Below are 16,443 nucleotides of genomic sequence, written 5' to 3'. Positions count from 1 at the left end.
ACCAATTATTAAGTTTTTATCTATTTTCGATAATTTCAACTATTTTTCTATTTCTCTTACTTGCTACTTGCTTTGGAGATAGCATATTTTTAAAAGCAGTAAAAACAGCATAAATTACATTATGAGGATTAGAAGAACCTATAGACTTAGCTACAACATCCTGCACACCTAAAACCTCAAAAATCAATCTAACAGATCCTCCAGCTATAATTCCAGTACCTACTTTTGCAGATCTTAATATCACCTTACTAGCACAAAATTTAGCCTTTACATCATGATGTAAAGTTCTTGATTCCCTCAAATGTACCCTTATCATGTTCTTTCTTGCAGCATTTACTGCTTTTACTTTTGCTTCAGCAACTTCAGCATGCTTTCCCATGCCGCAACCAACTCTGCCTTTTTCATCACCAACAACTACTAAAACCGAGAAGGAAAACCTACGACCACCCTTTACAACTTTAGCAACCCTTCTAACTGATACTAATAACTCAGAAAAATCATGAAAATTATGCGTATTACGAGATTTTTTAGCAACATCCATAAATATAATACCTAAAATTTAAAACCTAAATTCCTTAATTCACTTGCAAACACAGACAACACACCTATATAACGATAAGGTCCCTTATCAAAAACAAATTCTTGATAACAAGGATCTAAATCTCTTAAACGTTCAGCAATCAACGCTGCAACAATTTTCACTGAATCTGTATTTACCTTTCTTTTTGCTATAGATAAAACACTTGGTTCCAATGTTGAAGCAGAAACTACCGTTTTACTTTCTTTATCATTTATTAACTGAACATAAAAATGTCTATTTGATTTAAAAACAGACAACCGCAATCTTGACAAATTTTTCTTTAATTTTATTCTTACACGCTGCTTACGCTTTTGTGCTCTTCTAACATCAGATAACATCCTCTCACCTATAAAATTATTTTTTCTTATTGATTTCTTTTTTTAGCATAACTTTGCCTTTTATAAAAACACCTTTACCTTTATATACATTATACTTTCTTAATGAACATATCTCAGATGCTAGCATACTTACCTTCTCCTTATTAATTCCCTTAATAAGCACCTGTGTTGACTTTATACACTTAACATCAATATCATTAGGTATTAAATATATAATGCTATGACTATATCCCAAAGATATCAATAAAGACTTGGTATCATAATTTTCAATTTTATAACCAACACCCTTAACTTCTAATTCAATACAAAATTCTTGACCATAGCCTTGAATTAAATTATTTATACAACTTCTATATGTGCCCCACATAGCTTTTGCTTTAGCAAATTTGTCATTATTAATCAAAAATAGCTTATTATCTTGAATATTACATGTAATTCCATAATTTAAAATAAAATTAGAACTTCCTTTACTATTACTTATAGTAACATTATTTCCTGATACTTCTACAGATACATTTTGCGGAATCACTATAGGCATACTACCAATTCTAGACATTTTAATAACTCTCTAAAAAACACCACATAAAACTTCCCCACCTATACCAAGCTTACGAGCATGATAATCTAACATTATTCCCCTAGAAGTAGAAATTATATATATACCTAATCCATTGTAAAATTTAGGCATTTTTTTAGCTGAAAAATATACTCTCTTACCTGGCTTTGAAATTCTAATAATCTTTTTAATTACAGGCACATAATTAAAATACTTTAATCTCACTTTGAAAAACTTTATCTTAGAAGTCTTATATTCTTCAGTAAATTCCTCTATATAACCCTCTGATAATAACATTTTTAATATTGCTAAAATAACACTAGAATAAGGCACTACCACCACTTTATTCATAGCCATTTGACCATTACGTATAATTGTCAAAAAATTAGCAATAGGATCAGATAATGACATACTATATAACTCCCTCTTTTTACCAGCTTGATTTTGTCAATCCAGGTATTTGTCCTATTGCACCTAACTGACGTAATACAATACGTGAAACCTTAAATTTTCTATAATAACCTCTAGGCCTACCAGTAATTAAACATCTATTTCTTATTCTAATATAAGAAGAATCCCTTGGTAATTTTGAAAGCTTAATTTGCGCTAAAAACCTTTCATTCATAGGTAGAGATTGATCCTTTATTACAGCTTTTAACTGCTTTCTTTTAGCTTGCAAACTATTACAAATATTTATACGCTTATTATTCCTTTGTATTATAGACTTCTTAGACATATCTCTCCTTTAATTAATAAATGGAAAACCAAATTCCATCAACAATAACTTAGCATCAAAATCATTTGCTGCACTTGTCACAATACTAACATCTAACCCAAGAACCTTTTCTATTTTATCATAATCAATTTCTAGAAAAGAAATATGCTCCTTGATTCCAAAGGATATATTACCACATCCATCAAATTGCGCAACTGATAAACCTTTAAAATCTTGTTCACGAGGTAATACTATATATATCAATCTCTCTAGAAACTCATACATTCTATTACTACGCAAAGTAACCTTACATCCTATAGCAAACCCTTGACGAATTTTAAATCCAGCTATAGACTTTCTTGCATAAGTTATTACAGGCTTTTGTGCTGCAATTAAAGATAAATCATGTACACAAGAATTAATAAATTTACTATCAGTAGCTTTTACCCCCAAACCCATATTTAAACATACTTTAACAATTTTTGGCACCTGCATAATATTACTATAATTAAGTTTACTTTTAAGAGAACTTACTATATGGCTTTTATATAAATCTTTTAACATATAAATTCCTAACCTATAACTCTTCCTGAACTTTTAGCAATACGCACTTTCTTATTATCAATAAACTTATATCCTATTTTTGTTTGAGTACTAGTCTTAGAATCAAAAAACGCAACATTTGAAATATCTATCATCCTTTCAATACTAATAATCCCCCCCTTACTACTCTGCGTAGCTTTAGTACTCTTTTTACATATGTTTACCCCCGATACTATAAGAAAATAGCGCTTCTGTCGTGCAGTATTCTTCTTAATCACTTTTATTACTTTACCAATCTTTCCTTTATCTTTTCCAGTTAAAACAATAACATCATCTCCACTTATAATTTTACTCATTATAATACCTCCACAGCTAAAGACATAACCTTTGAAAATAAGCCAAAAGGTAATTTTTTAATTGGACCAAAAACTCTAGTACCCATTGGATCACCTTGATCATTAATTAATACTACAGCATTACTTGAAAATCTCATTATAGTACCATCAAATTTACGTATAGGACCTTTAGTTCTCACAATGACAGCTTTATAAATCTTACCTTTTGCAACTTTACCTCTAGGATTGATAGCCTTAACTGAAACTACAATTACATCCCCTACTGATGATGATTTTTTACCACCTAATAACCCTATGCATAATACCTTGCGAGCACCTGAATTATCTGCAACATCCAATAATGTATTCTTTTGTATCATAAAACAACCACTTAATTTACTACTGTCCATCTCTTCATAGCAGAGATAGGCATATGCTCTCTTATTGTTACTGTATCGCCACATTTATACTTATTGATTTCATCATGTACAATGTAAGTTTTACATTTTTTCATAACTTTTTTGTATACTTTGTGATACACCATATTAAAAACTGACACCTTGACGGTTTTATCACATTTTTTCCCGACAACAATACCTGTTAAAATTCTTTTAGACATTATTTCCTTTCTTCCTCCAATTTAACTCAGTAAGTACTCGTGCAATTTTCTTTTTAATAGAGCTACCATGAGAATTATCAGTAGATTTATCCAATTTACGATTAAAAACATTCTTAACTAATTCTTTTCGTAAAGAAAGCAACATATCATGTAACTCTTCAAGAGATCTACTACTTATTTCATGCATATCATTCATCATATAACCCTAGAACTTATTATCAATAAACTTACATTTCATTGGCAATTTAGATTGAGCCTTTTGTAAAGCCTCCTTAGCTAAATTTAATGAAACACCACTAACTTCAAATAAAATTTTTCCAGGCTTAACTTTACACACCCATACCTCAACACTACCTTTCCCTTTTCCCATACGTACATCCATAGGCTTTTTACTTACAGGAATATGACAAAAAACTCTTATCCAAATCTTTCCTACACGTTTTAAAGTTCTAGCAATATTACGTCTAGCTGACTCAATTTGCTTGGATGTTAATCTCACAGGCTCTAAAGCCTTCAATCCATAAGACCCAAAAGCTAAACTATAACCTGCCTTGGTATCACCACTAATACGTCCCTTAAAACTCTTTTTATACTTAGTTCTCTTTGGCACAAACATAATAACTCTCTCACAATATCATTCAATACTAGATCTAGCATCACCAACATAAACCCATACTTTTACACCAACAATACCATAAATAGTTTTTGCTTCTGCAAAACCATAATCTATATTAGCTCTAAAAGTATGCAATGGCACACTACCTTCCTTATACCATTCAGTTCTAGCAATCTCAGCACCACCCAATCTTCCAGCACAACTTACTTTAATACCTTTTGCACCTAATTTTAAGCAATTTTGTACTCCCCTTTTCATTGCTCTCCTAAAAGAAATCCTTTTCTCTAATTGCTGCGTAATACTTTCAGCAATTAACACTGCTTTCATCTCCGGTTTCTTAATTTCAACTATATGCAATTCAACATTATTATGAATCATCTGAGTAATTTTTTGCTTTACCTTATCAATATCAACACCTTTTTTTCCTATTATTACACCAGGTTTTGCAGAATGTATATTAATAATAATTACATCAACCTTTCTTGCAATTACAATTTTACTAATAGCAGCATGATAAAAAATCTTCTTAATAAAATTACGTAATAAAAAATCCTCATGTAATTTTAAAGCATAATCCTTATTAGCATACCATAATGAATCCCAAGTATTAACTATTTTTAACCTCAATCCAATAGGATTAGACTTTTGTCCCATATCACTACATCCTTTTTAACAATTTTATAACAACATTACCATAACATTTATTTACTCTACATGCTTTACCACGCGCTCTCGCATGAACCCTACGTAAAGAAAAAGCTTTTCCCACTAATACTTCTCTTATATAAAGATTATCTATATCAATATTATAATTATATTGAGCATTAGCAACTGCTGATTTTAAAACTTTTGCAATCATCCCTGCAGCCTTTTTTCTACAAAATGCTAAATACATTAACGCTACACCTACATCTTTACCTCTAATTAAATTAGCAACTAATGCCAACTTGCTAGGCGTAGACTTTAGCCCTATTCCTTTAGCAATTAACACATTATCATTCATAATATTTACTTCCTTTTAGATACTTTTTTATCACTTACATGACCTAAATAACGCCTTGTAGGAGAAAACTCACCAAACTTATGCCCCACCATATTATCTATAACTTTTACAGGCACATAACTCTTACCATTATATACTCCAAAAGTAAACCCTATGAACTTATTTAAAATAACAGAAGACCTGGAATGAATGTTTATAATAGCATTAGTTTTATTATTTGCAATAGCCTTATCAACTAGCCGCAAAACATGCGGTGCACAAAAAGGAGGCTTTGTAACAGATCTAGACATAAATTTTTTACCTTTTAGCAGATGAATGCTTAATATACTTATTACTTAATTTATTTTTCTTTCTTGTTTTTTTACCCTTTGTAGAAACACCCCACGGAGTCACAGGATTTCTACCACCAGAAGTCTTTCCTTCTCCACCACCATGAGGATGATCTATAGGATTCATTGCAACCCCTCGAACAGTAGGCCTGATTCCTAACCATCTACTTCTACCAGCTTTGCCTAATTTTACATTTTGATTATCACCATTAGACACTACACCTATAGTAGCTTTACATGTTGCCAAAACTTTTCTCAATTCACCAGAACTTAATCTTAACAACACATATGGCCCGTCCTTACCCATAATCTGAGCATAACTACCAGCAGCCCTAGCAATAATTCCTCCATTGCCTGGATATAATTCTACATTATGAACAAGTACACCAGTAGGTATATATTTTAACGATAAACAATTCCCTAATAAAATATCAGAATCATCTCCAGATACTACAGTATCACCAACTTTCAATCCATGAGGCGCAATAATATAAGACTTATCCCCATCACTATATATTATAAAAGCTAAAAAAGCTGTACGATTAGGATCATATTCTAATCTTTCAACAACTGCAGATATACCAATTTTCTTTCTTTTAAAATCAACTATTCTATAAAGAATCTTCTGCCTTCCACCTTTATGGCGCACAGTAATAACTCCTCTTGCATTCCTTCCACCATGAGAAGGTTTACGTACCACCAAAGATTTTTCAGGCTTACCTTGCCACAAAAACTTTTTATCCAATAAAACAGTACCACGCGAGGATGAAGTAACTGCATTTAAAATTTTAATACCCATTTTTACTATTTTATCTCCAAATTCTTAAAATCCTGACCTTCCAATAAAGAAAAATAAACCTTTTTTCTGTCTCTTCTCTTACCATAAATACCTTTACAACGCTTTTTCTTACCTTTTAATCTTAACGAAGTAATATTCACTACATCAACCCCAAATGTAAGCTTTATAGCTCTTTTAATTTGAGATTTACTAGAATGCATATCAACATATAATGCATACTTATTAAATTTCTCACCCAGTAATGCTATCTTTTCTGTAACAATAGGTGATTTAATAATAGAAAAATAATTAATCACAGCAATCTACCTTCTAAATACTTAACAGCACCTACAGTTAACATCACACAATCATGTCGCAATAAATCCAAAACATTTATACCAATTTGCTTTAATAAATTAATATTATATATATTACTACATGCAAAACTAATCTCTTCACTATAACCTTCTGCAATAACTAGAAAGGACTTATATCCATTAAAATTGTTAAAAAGCCTTAATAGTTCCACTGTTTTCTTTAAATTAACATCAACATTATCTAAAATCAATAACTTATTACAAGATTTTTTTAAAGATAAAGCAGATTTCAACCCTAAACACCGTACTTTTTTATTTAAGGAATATGAATAATCCCTTACTACTGGACCAAATATTACAGCACCACCTCTAAATTGAGGACTACGCAAACTACCTTGTCTCGCTTTGCCAGTATGCTTTTGCTTATAAGGCTTAGCTGTAGTACCAGAAATATCACTTATACCTTTTGTTTTATGATTACCAAAACGTTTTTTAGATAATTGCCAATTTACTACCATTTGCAATATATCATACCTATGATCTACATTAAATATTAAAGGATTCAATTCTATAACTCCCTTATTTTCATTATGTAGATTAACTATATTAACTTCCATATATCATCTCATGTATTATCTAGAATTACAATATCATACCCACTCAAGAAACAGCATTACTTAATGCATGATACTTAACAGCATCTTTTACAAAAACATAAGAATTTACTACTCCAGGAATACTATTGCCTTTTACAATTAATAAAGACTTTTCACAATTTACGTCAAGAACCTCAATATTCTGAATTGTGACTTTAGTATTACCTAAGCGGCCTGCCATCTTTTTACCCTTAAAAACCCTACCAGGATCTTGACATTGCCCAGTAGACCCAGCAGAACGATGTGATATAGATACACCATGAGAAGCTCTCAATCCCTTAAAATTATGCCTCTTCATCACACCAGCAAATCCCTTACCTATAGAATTACCAGTAATATCTACATACTGACCTTTCATAAAATGATTCACAAATATCTTAGATCCCTGCTGTATATTTTCTAAACTATCAACTCTAGATTCGAATAACTTACAATTAACATTAATATTATTTTTTTCCAAGTATTTTACTTGAGGTTTATTAATGCGAACAGAAGAAGCAACACCTAATACAACCGCATTATATCCATGAGTCTTATCATTTTTTAATTCTACAATATAGGAATCATCGAGATATAATAACGTTACAGGCACTCTCTTACCTTCAGAATTAAAAATAGCAGTAACTCCCACCTTTTTCATCAACAATCCAACCCTTTTAGCCATTACTACTTCCTCCTATAACCTTCACCTTAACATCAACACCAGCAGGTAATTGTAAACTCATTAAAGCCTGAAGAATCGTAGAATTTGCTTTAGGCAAACTAATTAACCGCTTATGACTTCTAATTTCAAATTGCTCTCTTGATTTTTTATCAACATGAGTAGAACGATTAACTATGAATTTCATAATTTTCCTAGGAAAAAAAATTGGACCATTTACACGAGCACCGCTTCTTTTTACAGTCAAAATTATACTACGTGCAGACCTATCTAATAAACAGTGATCAAATGCTCTTAATTCAATATATATCTTCTGCGTTACCATAAAATTCTCATTTACTCCAAAATTTCAGTAATAATACCAGACCCAACAGTTTTACCGCCCTCACGTATTGCAAATCTTAGCCCTTTTTCTATTGCAACTGCCTTATCTAAGCTTACTTCTATACTTAAATTATCACCAGGCATAACCATCTCTATCCCCTCAGGTAATTTTATACTACCAGTTACATCTGTAGTCCTTACATAAAACTGCGGCTGATAATTTGAAAAAAATGGTGTATGCCTACCACCCTCCTCTTTCTTCAATATATATACCTCAGCCTTAAATCCATTATATGAACGTATTTGCCCAGGCATACTTAATACCTGACCCCTCTCTACATCCTCTTTCTTGATCCCTCTTAATAAAATACCAGCATTGTCACCAGCTTCCCCTACACCTAATGCCTTATGAAACATCTCAACACCTGTACATACCGTGCTCTGCAAATCCCTTAACCCTACTATCTCTATTTTGTCACCTATCCTTATCACTCCTCTCTCTATCCTACCTGTTACCACAGTACCCCTTCCAGGTATTGAAAATACATCCTCTATTGACATTAAAAATGGCTTCTCCTTCTCCCTTAATGGTAAATCTATTTTCTCTAATGCAGCCATTAACTCCATTATCTTATCACTCCATTCACCATCAGCTCCTTCATCCTCTAACGCCTTTATTGCTGATCCTCTTATTATGTCAATACTATCACCTTGATACCCATAATTTGTTAATAGCTCCCTCATCTCCATCTCTACTAACTCTAACATATCATTGTCCGCAACAACATCACACTTGTTTACCCACACAACTATGTCCTTAACTCCTACTTGCTTCGCTAATAATATGTGCTCCCTCGTTTGTGGCATCGCCCCATCAGTTGCAGATACTACTAATATGGCTATATCCATCTGCGCAGCCCCTGTTATCATGTTCTTTATATAATCAGCATGCCCAGGACAATCAACATGCGCATAATGCCTACCCTCTGTCTCATATTCTACATGCGCAGTGGATATTGTTATACCCCTCGCCCTCTCCTCAGGAGCCTTATCTATCTCATCATACTTGACTACCTTATTAGCTCCACTTAATTTCTTTGCTAATACTGTTGTTAGTGCAGCTGTCAATGTCGTCTTCCCATGATCAACATGCCCTATCGTACCTACATTAATATGCGGCTTCCTAGTATCTGTCATTTTATAAATCCCTAAACAAACATCAAAAAATAAAACACAAAAAACAAAGAGCGGATAGTGGGAATCGAACCCACATCTTTAGCTTGGAAGGCTATGACTTTACCACTAAGCTATACCCGCATCATCCGTGGAGGAGGTAGGATTTGAACCTACGTACACGTAAGTGGGCAGATTTACAGTCTGCTGCCTTTGACCACTCGGCCACTCCTCCTTTAAAAGGATATCTTAACAAATATTTATTTGTAATACCATAAAATTAAATAAAACAACACTAAAAAATTCATTTAGAATTGATTTAACTAAATTAAACACTACAATATGTCAATACTTAAGTTAACAAAAAAAATTATATTTATATCAAAAAAATGAATTATCGCACTAAACCAATATGGATATACGGAAAACACACTTGTACTATAGCAATAAAAAATCTTGATAGAATTTGCTATGAGCTTATTATTACAGAAAATTTTTTTAAAAAAAATCTTGAAATCATCCAATGTGCAAATAAAAGAAATATAAAATTTAAAATTGCAGATAACAACCTGCTCAATAGCATATTGGGTCGTAATATTAATCATCAAGGTATAGCTTTAAAGGTTAATCCCATATTACAGAATAATACCGATATACATCACATAATTTCACATAATAACAAAAATTCAACAATATTAATATTAGATCAAATAACAGATGTCTACAATGTAGGATCTATTATTAGATCATCTGCTTGTTTTAATGTGGACGCAGTAATTATGTCATATTATAATTCTCCATCAGATAATTGTGTTATTGCAAAAACGTCAAGTGGTGCTGTAGATTTAATACCAATTATTCAAGTGACAAACATAGTACAAACTATAAAAACTTTGCAAAAATCAGGATATTGGTGTTATGGATTCGATATTCAAGCAAAACAATTATTACATGAAGTAAATTTCTATAGTAAAAAAATAATTGTTTTAGGATCAGAAGAGAAAGGCATAAGGAAACTTGTAAAAGAAAATTGTGATTTTTTATTAAAAATTCCAATATCACAAAAAATTAATAGCTTAAATGTTTCAAATGCTGCAGCAATAGCCTTATATTATACTTATAGTCAAAATTTACAAAATAACAATGTCCATAAATAATAATCTTATTATTACTATCGACGGTCCTTCTTCCGCAGGTAAAGGAAGTTTAGCGCGAAAAATAGCCAAATTTTTCAATCTTAGATACCTTGACACAGGGAAATTGTATAGAATTATAGCCACAGAATTTATTAAAAATAATCTACAAATAACACCAAATTTACTTATAGACTCCTTAATGAAGCAAAAAATATTTGCATTACTAGAAGATCAAAATAATGCATCATACTATAATAATGAATACATAGGTAAAATAGCTTCTATACTAGCAACAAATGAAAATATTAGGTCTGCTTTATTACCTATACAGCACGAATTTATCAATTCATCATCAAATGGTGCAGTATTAGATGGAAGGGATACATCTTCGGTAATTTACCCAAATGCAAATATAAAAATTTTTATTACCGCATATGTTTCAATAAGAGCACAAAGAAGATTTAAAGAATTACGATCAACAACAAAGGAAATGTATAAAAGTATACTTTCACACCTATTACAAAGAGATATAAGGGATACTTATAGGCGTATAGCCCCTTTAAAATGCGTAGAAAATTCATTATATTTTAATACATCGTATATGAGCAAGGAATTTGTATTTTTAGAAGTAATAAAAAAAATAAAAACTTTCTTGTAAAGTTATATAAACAGTAATATCATTTTACTGCTTTTTATTTATTGTTTTTAAAGTTTTAAGTGTAGGATATTATGGATCAAGCAAAAGCAACTTTGCAAAATAGCTCAGCAGGCATTAAGAGAATATACTCTAATAAGTTTGTAAATTATGATTTTCAATCAGATAGCCAAGATAATCAAAATTTTACAGATGTGTTATCTGAATTATTAAATGATAGTTCAAGAGAAGGAGAAATAATTGAAGGAACTGTTATCTGTCTGGATAAGGACTATGTTACTATAGATGCAGGATTAAAATCTGAAGGAATAGTTTCATTAAAAGAATTTGAGCTTAGTGAAGATTATCAAAATATTGCAGTAGGGTCAAAAATTAAGCTGTATCTAGATAAAATTGAAGGAAGAAATGGCAGTATAATTTTAAGTCGTGAAAAAGCAATCAGGGACGAGTTATGGCAAAAACTTGAAGTGGCAGCACAGGAAAAGTCCGATATTGAAGGTGTAATATTTAGTTCAATAAAATGTGGCTATACTGTTGATGTAGGTGGTGTTATAGCCTTTTTACCAGCAAGCCATGTTGGGTTACGTCAAGTAAAGGATATTACCCCGCTGTTAGGCAAAAAACAGAAGTTTCGTATTTTAAAAATGGATAAAAAACAAGGAAATATTGTTGTATCAAGAAAAGCTATATTGGAAGAATCACTTGCAGATGCTAAAGACTTGTTCTTAAATCAACTGAATGAGGGAGATATTATTGAAGGTAAGGTAAAAAGCATTACTAAATATGGTGTATTTATTGAAATACACGAATCACCTTCCGTTGGTGTAGTTGATGGTTTATTACATATTACTGATATATCATGGAGTAGAGTTAGCCATCCTTCAGCAGTATTTTCATGTGGTCAAACTGTTAAGGCAAAAATTATTAAAATTGATAGAGAAAGTAAAAAAATATCACTTGGAGTAAAGCAACTCGAAGAAAGTCCATGGGCAAATATAGAACAACGTTATCCTGTTGATAGTATACATAAAGGTATTATCACTAGCATTGAAGATTATGGCGTATTTGTTGAACTGGAAACGGGAATAGAAGGATTAGTTCATGTATCAGAAATTAGCTGGACAAAAAATACTCTTCCAATTAATCAATTATTTATGAGAGGGGGAGAAGTTGAGGTAAAAGTTCTTAGTATTGATATCAATAAAAATAGGATGAGTCTTAGCATTAAAAGATGCAAAAAAAACCCATGGGAATCTTTTATATTACAAAATCCTTTGGGATCAATTGTTAAAACAAAAATAAAAAATATCAGCAATCTTGGCATATTTGTTTCTTTTGTTGATGATACTCTTAATTCAGGGATTGAAGGATTAATTCGTTCCACAGAATTAAGTTGGTCAGGCTCGCCTGAAACAGCTCTAAAAAAGTACACTGTTGGCAGTGTGGTAGAAGCAAAAATTCTTATGGTAAATGTTCATAAAAATAAAATTGATCTTGGCATAAAACAAATTGAATATGACCCATTTGTTGAATTATTAAGAAAAATTAATTTAGGTGATAAGATTCCTGTTACTGTTTCTAAAGTTGTAGAGGATATGGGCTTATTAGTAGATGTATTTAATAATAACAACAATTCAAGCAGTTTTAATGTACTAATTGAGCAAGAATATTTACCAGAAGGTAAAAAATTCTTTCCCGGTGATAAAGTCGAGGCTGAAGTTTTGCTGATTGAAACTTATAATATGATATTATCATTAAAAGAAAATAATTAGGTAAATCTAAGTGTCAGATCAATTAGTAAAAATAGAAATTTTAAATTCACGTATAAAGTTATGGCGCACCGTATCGTTTATTGTAATTTGTTTATCTATATTATTAGTGAATTATGTTGATTTTTCAGGCATTACAAATACGATCGGAATGCAGTATATTGCACAAGTTACTATCAATGAAGAAATCAGTCAAAATGACAATAGATATCGATTATTAAAGCAACTAGCTAAAAATGATAATGCAAAGGCTCTTATTCTAATAATTGATAGTCCAGGAGGATCAGTTGTTGACAGTGAAATTCTATATCAGCAAATACGGGATATTGCACAAAAAAAGCCAGTTGTTGCTGTACTTAACAATCTTGCTGCATCAGGAGGATATATGGCAGCAATTGCAGCAGATTATATAATAGCACATAGCAATACCTTAACAGGATCAATTGGTGTAATAGCACAATATATTGGAATTGCACCAATGGCAAAAAAACTTGGTATTTCCTTAAAGTCTATAAAAACTTCTGAGCTAAAAGCAGCTATGTCTTATTTTGAGGAGTTAACACCTAATGGTGAAAAGGCTATACAAAATATTGTCAATGAGTCATATAAGTTTTTTGTTGATTTAATAGTGCATCGTAGAAAGTTAACAAAAGAACATGTTTTAAAAGTAGCTGATGGACGTGTGTATACTGGTTCGCAAGCAATTAAATTAGGTCTTGTTGATCGGCTTGGAGGGGAAAAAGATGCAATTGAATGGCTAAAAAAACAACACAATATCAAAATAAGTAAGATAAAAAGCTTTAGTTATAAAAATGGAATAGGTAATAATAAATCACTTTTTTCATTAATAACACAGTACATACATACATTATTGTTACAGTTTTTTCAAAATTTAGCAGTTTATTATTAATTATGTCATTAAAATCACATCTAATTCAACGTATTTCTAAAAAAAATCCATCCCTAGGAGAAGATATAGTACTTCACATATTTGATATATTTTTTTCATTAATAATCAACAACATAAAAAATAATCAAAGAGTTGAATTAAGAGGTTTTGGATCATTTTCTACTAAGAGCTATATAATAAAATCAAGTAATTCTAGACTTATTAAGGACAAGTATAAGAAAATTTATTTTAGACCTAGCAATAAACTTATACAATTAATAAATCAACAATAATTATATAGAATGTTGATTATTTATAATGTAGCATATCTAACTTAATTAGAAAATTATTAAAGGATTTGACATGAATACAATGGAAAACTTTGATAACTTACAATATCTAGAAAAATTAGAAAAAGCTTTCAATAAACTTGAAGATTATCTAGCACAAAACATTAATTATAAACCTATCAAAATTATACAATATGAAGAAACTATAAAAATTTTACTTAATGAAAAAAATACGTTAGCACAACAGCTTTTAACAAAACAACAAGAATGTGATAATTGGAAAGAAATATGTAGCGAAGTAATAAGTAAATTAAATTTATCAATAGAGACTATTCAGTCAATTATTAAAAAGGAGACTAAGTGACTGAAAAAAACCATAACAAACAAAAAATTGTTGAAATAATAATCCACAATAATATATATAAGGTTGCATGTCATATAGAGGAAAAACCGCGCCTTATAGAATTAGCTAATAAATTCAATTCTTTAGTAAATACTATATCAAATTCTGTCAAAAACAAAACACCTGATACTTTAATTTTTTTATTAGCTGGGTTAACCCTAGAAGACCAAATAGAAGAATTATCTCATGAATTAAAAAATATCAAGGAAGAACTATCAAAATATAAAATGCAATACGAACAATCCTTGCAAAAACAGCATGCTATAGAAGAATATGTATCATATAGCTTATTAAGAATAGAAAAATTAATTTTATACATCAAAAGTATCACTTCACCATCAGTAAATAACGACATTTGATAGGAATATCTTTAAACAATAGAAAATCATAAAAAACTCATATAAATTCTACATTTTACACTAAAAATAACACAAAATAAGAACTGATATACTGCAGTAACCACTAATGTAAATTATACAGATAAAACATTTAGTAAAATTATTACAACAATTATGTTCATATGTTTAGCTACTTAATTTTTTTCCATTTAGAACACAGGTTTAAGAAATTTGTATTTAACATCACAGCTCCATAATATATTATCCACGTTCTTTAAACTTTTTATAGCATACAGATTTTAAAAAATACTAGCAAATTACAGTAAAAAATTATTTATAGATTATTAAATATAATAATTAATTTTTACTGTGTTATAGATAAAATCTATATCAGCTATTCAGTTTAAAATTTTCCTCAAGTTTTCTAGATACCAAAAATATATTGACATAATGACAATAAAAAATTATCTTAAGGGTTTATATGCTATTTATATATAATCATTAATTTTATTACGTTAAAGATAAATCCTATGTTAGCTAATCAGTTTAAAAATTCAATTTTATGTAGCTTTAAAGGAGCATGTGTTTTTAGTATGGCATCTTTAACAGCAATACAGTATTCCATGTTTATAAAGCTTTTTAATATACAAGATTCTAAAAAATATACCGATGAACGTAGTTATGCTATTGTACAAACAAAAAAAAGTATTATTCCTTTGTGCGAATTATTAATTATAATGCCAATAGTGTTTTTATCTCATCATGTTATACATTCTTATTTACATATTAATTTAGCACCGCTGCTATCTTATTCTTTATGTATAGGGATATGCATTGCTATAATGATAGCTACATGTTTTATCTTACGAAGGTTAGGCATAGTGTCAGATTGTTGTAATCCTATAGTACATCCTATTTATGATGATAGTATTTTTATAAAATTTTCACCAGAAAAAAAGTCAGATGACTATAATAAGGATATAGAATCAACAAATGTAGAATCAACCACAGACCAGAATTTAGATATTATTTCTAGTTTAAAATCATATCCATACTTAAAGCTTTATCTTTTTACTCTGTTAATGCTGCCAATAAAAATTCTTTTACTTCCTATGATGTTGAGTCTTGCTATCTTAAACATTATAGAAATTCCATTTAGTTTTATACTGGATATGATAGAATACAGCAAGTTTTCGAAAGAAGGGAATAGGTTTTGCGCATCAAAGGAGAATCTTGTATTATCAAAAAGTTTTTTTTTAGCATTTTTAAAAGATATAGCACTAGTATTGACTTTAGGTGCTTCGGAGATTATAATATTAAAAAATAAAAAAAGTCCATCTCATATAGTAAATGTCGATGCAGAAATAAAAAAATCATGCTTCTGTAATTCAGAAAAAAATATTATAAACTAAAAGTTGTT

The 16,443-nt window shown here is 30.2% G+C and carries 28 protein-coding genes and 2 tRNA genes; 8 read left to right on the top strand and 22 right to left on the bottom strand.

The window, feature by feature from the left end; genetic code table 11:
* Nucleotides 1–16 precede the first annotated feature (16 nt).
* The 22 genes from rpsE to HL033_RS03435 form a co-directional block, all read right to left on the bottom strand.
* Entirely contained in the window at nt 17–541 is a 525-nt protein-coding gene (gene rpsE, locus HL033_RS03540) for a 30S ribosomal protein S5 (RefSeq protein WP_218193917.1), read from the bottom strand.
* A gap of 11 nt (nt 542–552) precedes the next feature.
* Nucleotides 553–918 carry a 50S ribosomal protein L18 gene (locus HL033_RS03535; protein WP_218193916.1) on the bottom strand — a complete coding sequence of 122 codons (366 nt, stop codon included), beginning with the start codon at nt 916–918 and terminating at the stop codon, nt 553–555.
* A gap of 16 nt (nt 919–934) precedes the next feature.
* Nucleotides 935–1,474 carry a 50S ribosomal protein L6 gene (gene rplF / locus HL033_RS03530; RefSeq protein ID WP_218193915.1) on the bottom strand — a complete coding sequence of 180 codons (540 nt, stop codon included), beginning with the start codon at nt 1,472–1,474 and terminating at the stop codon, nt 935–937.
* A 12-nt stretch (nt 1,475–1,486) separates the two neighbouring features.
* A complete protein-coding gene (gene rpsH, locus HL033_RS03525) occupies nt 1,487–1,885 on the bottom strand; it encodes a 30S ribosomal protein S8 (protein WP_218193914.1) in 399 nt (132 codons plus the stop codon).
* Nucleotides 1,886–1,904: 19 nt separating this feature from the next.
* Nucleotides 1,905–2,210: a 30S ribosomal protein S14 gene (gene rpsN / locus HL033_RS03520; protein ID WP_218193913.1), complete on the bottom strand. Its 306-nt coding sequence runs from the start codon at nt 2,208–2,210 to the stop codon at nt 1,905–1,907.
* A 9-nt stretch (nt 2,211–2,219) separates the two neighbouring features.
* Entirely contained in the window at nt 2,220–2,753 is a 534-nt protein-coding gene (rplE, locus tag HL033_RS03515) for a 50S ribosomal protein L5 (protein WP_218193912.1), read from the bottom strand.
* An 8-nt stretch (nt 2,754–2,761) separates the two neighbouring features.
* On the bottom strand, nt 2,762–3,088 hold the full coding sequence (gene rplX / locus HL033_RS03510; protein WP_410522094.1) for a 50S ribosomal protein L24: 327 nt from the start codon (nt 3,086–3,088) through the stop codon (nt 2,762–2,764).
* A complete protein-coding gene (gene rplN / locus HL033_RS03505; RefSeq protein WP_218193911.1) occupies nt 3,088–3,447 on the bottom strand; it encodes a 50S ribosomal protein L14 in 360 nt (119 codons plus the stop codon). The genes rplX and rplN overlap by 1 nt, the downstream gene beginning before the upstream one ends.
* Nucleotides 3,448–3,458: 11 nt before the next feature.
* On the bottom strand, nt 3,459–3,686 hold the full coding sequence (gene rpsQ, locus HL033_RS03500) for a 30S ribosomal protein S17 (protein ID WP_218193910.1): 228 nt from the start codon (nt 3,684–3,686) through the stop codon (nt 3,459–3,461).
* Nucleotides 3,679–3,882 (bottom strand): 50S ribosomal protein L29, encoded by a 204-nt coding sequence (gene rpmC, locus HL033_RS03495; protein WP_218193909.1) that lies wholly within the window; start codon nt 3,880–3,882, stop codon nt 3,679–3,681. Before rpmC ends, rpsQ begins: the two co-directional genes overlap by 8 nt.
* Before the next feature lie 9 nt (nt 3,883–3,891).
* Nucleotides 3,892–4,302: a 50S ribosomal protein L16 gene (gene rplP / locus HL033_RS03490; RefSeq protein WP_218193908.1), complete on the bottom strand. Its 411-nt coding sequence runs from the start codon at nt 4,300–4,302 to the stop codon at nt 3,892–3,894.
* 18 nt (nt 4,303–4,320) lie between these two features.
* On the bottom strand, nt 4,321–4,956 hold the full coding sequence (rpsC, locus tag HL033_RS03485; RefSeq protein WP_218193907.1) for a 30S ribosomal protein S3: 636 nt from the start codon (nt 4,954–4,956) through the stop codon (nt 4,321–4,323).
* A gap of 4 nt (nt 4,957–4,960) precedes the next feature.
* Nucleotides 4,961–5,305: a 50S ribosomal protein L22 gene (gene rplV / locus HL033_RS03480; protein WP_218193906.1), complete on the bottom strand. Its 345-nt coding sequence runs from the start codon at nt 5,303–5,305 to the stop codon at nt 4,961–4,963.
* A 5-nt stretch (nt 5,306–5,310) separates the two neighbouring features.
* Nucleotides 5,311–5,595: a 30S ribosomal protein S19 gene (gene rpsS / locus HL033_RS03475; protein ID WP_218193905.1), complete on the bottom strand. Its 285-nt coding sequence runs from the start codon at nt 5,593–5,595 to the stop codon at nt 5,311–5,313.
* Between the two features lie 7 nt (nt 5,596–5,602).
* Nucleotides 5,603–6,433, bottom strand: coding sequence for a 50S ribosomal protein L2 (gene rplB, locus HL033_RS03470; protein ID WP_218193904.1), 831 nt, complete (start codon nt 6,431–6,433; stop codon nt 5,603–5,605).
* Between the two features lie 5 nt (nt 6,434–6,438).
* Entirely contained in the window at nt 6,439–6,729 is a 291-nt protein-coding gene (locus HL033_RS03465) for a 50S ribosomal protein L23 (RefSeq protein ID WP_218193903.1), read from the bottom strand.
* Nucleotides 6,726–7,346, bottom strand: coding sequence for a 50S ribosomal protein L4 (gene rplD, locus HL033_RS03460; protein WP_218193902.1), 621 nt, complete (start codon nt 7,344–7,346; stop codon nt 6,726–6,728). The genes HL033_RS03465 and rplD overlap by 4 nt, the downstream gene beginning before the upstream one ends.
* 43 nt (nt 7,347–7,389) lie before the next feature.
* Complete coding sequence (rplC, locus tag HL033_RS03455; RefSeq protein ID WP_218193901.1) at nt 7,390–8,049, bottom strand: 50S ribosomal protein L3; 660 nt, start codon at nt 8,047–8,049, stop codon at nt 7,390–7,392.
* Nucleotides 8,042–8,371, bottom strand: coding sequence for a 30S ribosomal protein S10 (gene rpsJ, locus HL033_RS03450; RefSeq protein ID WP_218193900.1), 330 nt, complete (start codon nt 8,369–8,371; stop codon nt 8,042–8,044). Before rpsJ ends, rplC begins: the two co-directional genes overlap by 8 nt.
* An 11-nt stretch (nt 8,372–8,382) precedes the next feature.
* Nucleotides 8,383–9,567 carry an elongation factor Tu gene (gene tuf / locus HL033_RS03445; protein ID WP_218193899.1) on the bottom strand — a complete coding sequence of 395 codons (1,185 nt, stop codon included), beginning with the start codon at nt 9,565–9,567 and terminating at the stop codon, nt 8,383–8,385.
* 49 nt (nt 9,568–9,616) lie between these two features.
* Nucleotides 9,617–9,687, bottom strand: a tRNA-Gly gene (locus tag HL033_RS03440).
* 8 nt (nt 9,688–9,695) lie between these two features.
* Nucleotides 9,696–9,778 (bottom strand) — tRNA-Tyr (locus tag HL033_RS03435).
* Nucleotides 9,779–9,932: 154 nt separating this feature from the next.
* On the opposite strand from HL033_RS03435, the gene rlmB reads away from it, so the two are divergent.
* The 8 genes from rlmB (at nt 9,933) to HL033_RS03395 (ending at nt 16,435) form a co-directional block, all read left to right on the top strand.
* On the top strand, nt 9,933–10,700 hold the full coding sequence (gene rlmB / locus HL033_RS03430; RefSeq protein ID WP_218193898.1) for a 23S rRNA (guanosine(2251)-2'-O)-methyltransferase RlmB: 768 nt from the start codon (nt 9,933–9,935) through the stop codon (nt 10,698–10,700).
* On the top strand, nt 10,687–11,337 hold the full coding sequence (cmk, locus tag HL033_RS03425; protein ID WP_218193897.1) for a (d)CMP kinase: 651 nt from the start codon (nt 10,687–10,689) through the stop codon (nt 11,335–11,337). The genes rlmB and cmk overlap by 14 nt, the downstream gene beginning before the upstream one ends.
* Nucleotides 11,338–11,408: 71 nt before the next feature.
* Nucleotides 11,409–13,106 carry a 30S ribosomal protein S1 gene (locus HL033_RS03420; RefSeq protein WP_218193896.1) on the top strand — a complete coding sequence of 566 codons (1,698 nt, stop codon included), beginning with the start codon at nt 11,409–11,411 and terminating at the stop codon, nt 13,104–13,106.
* Nucleotides 13,107–13,116: 10 nt separating this feature from the next.
* Nucleotides 13,117–14,013: a signal peptide peptidase SppA gene (gene sppA, locus HL033_RS03415; protein WP_218193895.1), complete on the top strand. Its 897-nt coding sequence runs from the start codon at nt 13,117–13,119 to the stop codon at nt 14,011–14,013.
* Between the two features lie 2 nt (nt 14,014–14,015).
* Nucleotides 14,016–14,285, top strand: a complete 270-nt coding sequence (locus HL033_RS03410; RefSeq protein ID WP_218193894.1) for an HU family DNA-binding protein — start codon at nt 14,016–14,018, stop codon at nt 14,283–14,285.
* A gap of 70 nt (nt 14,286–14,355) precedes the next feature.
* The gene (locus HL033_RS03405) at nt 14,356–14,646 is read left to right on the top strand and encodes a DUF4164 domain-containing protein (protein WP_218193893.1); all 291 of its coding nucleotides are present in this window, start codon (nt 14,356–14,358) and stop codon (nt 14,644–14,646) included.
* Nucleotides 14,643–15,044: a cell division protein ZapA gene (locus HL033_RS03400; RefSeq protein ID WP_218193892.1), complete on the top strand. Its 402-nt coding sequence runs from the start codon at nt 14,643–14,645 to the stop codon at nt 15,042–15,044. Before HL033_RS03405 ends, HL033_RS03400 begins: the two co-directional genes overlap by 4 nt.
* A 509-nt stretch (nt 15,045–15,553) precedes the next feature.
* A complete protein-coding gene (locus tag HL033_RS03395) occupies nt 15,554–16,435 on the top strand; it encodes a hypothetical protein (protein ID WP_218193891.1) in 882 nt (293 codons plus the stop codon).
* Nucleotides 16,436–16,443: the final 8 nt, after the last annotated feature.

Origin of the sequence: Neoehrlichia mikurensis, from assembly GCF_019186785.1 — a bacterium.
Classification (GTDB): Bacteria; Pseudomonadota; Alphaproteobacteria; order Rickettsiales; family Anaplasmataceae; genus Neoehrlichia; species Neoehrlichia mikurensis.
This window is presented reverse-complemented; position numbering and strand designations above follow the sequence as displayed.